Origin of the sequence: Ornithinimicrobium cavernae (assembly GCF_003121625.1) — a bacterium.
GTDB classification, from domain to species: domain Bacteria; phylum Actinomycetota; class Actinomycetes; order Actinomycetales; family Dermatophilaceae; genus Ornithinicoccus; species Ornithinicoccus cavernae.
The window spans coordinates 1-1,971 of sequence record NZ_QDDJ01000028.1 but is presented as its reverse complement, the minus strand read 5'-3'; the positions used below and the strand labels follow the sequence as shown (position 1 = coordinate 1,971).

General features: G+C 70.6%; 1 pseudogene. It reads right to left on the bottom strand.

Annotated features, from left to right (window positions below):
* Positions 1-1,971, bottom strand: a pseudogene (locus DA085_RS21220) (hypothetical protein); the annotation flags it as partial.

Here is a 1,971-nt window from a genome sequence, read left to right as displayed (position 1 = left end):
GTGGAGGGGCCGTCGTTGCTCGCGCCGCTGGTCGTCTCGTCGTGGCTCTCGCCGTCACCGGTGTCCTGGTGGTCGGTCGAGCCCGCGGTCTGGCCCTCGGCTCCCTCGTGACCGTCGTCGGTGCTGGCGCGCATCCGATCGTGTTCGGCGCGGGTGACCTCGGGTGCTGGGTGGTAGATACGCCGGCCGGTGCCCTGGGTATGGGTCAGGGTGACCTGGTCCCAGCCCGCGAAGGCCTCGGCGAAGTCGTCATCGTCGTCGGCCTGCAGCGTGGCACCGGATGGTCGGTAGGACAGGGCCTGGTAGATCGCGGCGTCGACGACCGCGGCGGGGTCACGACCGGCGGCGATGGCGTCCTCGACCTCGGTGGTCGCGGCGGTGAGGAGACGCGTGTACTGACGGTAGTCGTGGGCCTTGGTGGTGTAGATCCGCCCCAGCAGCGTGGTCCAGGTGACGTCTCGGTTCTCCGCAAGGACGGCGTCCCACAGCTTCTTGGTCTTCAGGTCGTGGTGCGGCGGGTCGAGGGGTTGACCGTTGCGGACGCAGGTGTGGCCGTCGGGCGTGCCGTATTCCTGGACATGATCGATCTGGGCCAGTGATGCTGGCTTCAGGCAGCCGGGGACCCGACAGAAGACGTCGGCGGCGATGATGTACGCCCGCATTGCCTTGTCGAACGGGTAGGCAGTGGTGGAGCGTTCCAGGAGGGTCCCGGTCGCCGGGTCGGTCAGCAGCCGGTACATCGTGGACCCCGGCGTGAGCGCCAGCGTGCGGACCTCGTCCGGAGTCAGGAAGAGGGAGTGTCTACCGATGACTTCCCCGACGCCGACCTCACCCGGCGGTGGGCAGTCCAGCCCTGTCTGAGCGGGATCTGGGCAGGGCTGTCCGGTGGGCGTGGGCTCTGGGCAGGGCTGTCCGGTGGGCGTGGGCTCTGGGCAGGGCTGTCCGGTGGGCGTGGGCTCTGGGCAGTCCTCACGTGGGGGATCGCTGGCGCCGCAGGTGCAGGTGCACGTGCAGGCACCTGCTGCCGCGACCCTGGAGGGGCCCATGGGGTGGGTGGCCCGCGCGGCGAAGGCGGCGGGGATCGGGTTGCCCTCGGCGTCGACCGGTGTCAGACCCCCTGGGGTGGTGCCCATGAGCGCGTTGAGGGGGACGATGACATTGAGTTCGGCGCTGGGGAGCCCGTGGAGGACCTTGGTGAGCTGGGCGGACTGCTCCACCGAGATCAGGGCCGGGTCCTCGGGCAGGTCGTCCAGGTCGAGGGTGCCGTGGAGCAGGAGGGCGATGCCGGCGGCGACGCGCAGCTGGCGCAGGGGGCGGGGATCACCGGCGGCTCTGGCGGCGCGAGCAGCGCGCTCGATACGGTCGGCGACGGCGGCCCCTTGCGTGGCGGTGCACCCGATCATCAGGCACGCGGTGCCGTGCTCATCCATGTTGACGCGGACGTCGTTGCCGGCGAGGTTGGCCTCGCGGGACTTCTTGGTGGCCTCGGGGTCGCGGGAGGCGATCTTGTGGACCTCCCGGTCCAGGGCGCGGTAGTACTCCTGGTGCCGCCACGGGCCACCGACCCACTCCCCGGAGGAGTCGAGTCGTTCGGTGACCGATTCCTTGGGGTCCTCACCGAACAGGCCGTTGGCGACCGCTGCAGCGTCTTCGGTGTCCAGCGGGCCGCACTGGCGGTGGAACCGGCGGACCAGGCGCCAGGTCGCTTCCCCCGTAGCCAGCGCATGCTGCACCGGGGCTCTGACTGACGCGGGGGTGTTGGCGAGAGCGACCAGGTCGGACACTTCGCTGGGGACCCACCCGATCGCGGCGGCGATCTCCTGCCGGGTCACCCGCTTGGCCTGAGCCCGCCAGGTGTCCCGCGCCGAGGCGGTCAGCTCCTCTGGGGAGACTGCTTCCTTGTCCAGCAGCAACAACTGCCCATTCGTCGCGGTCAGTTGCGTGGTCGCCGACAGGAGCACCGCGTCGAGC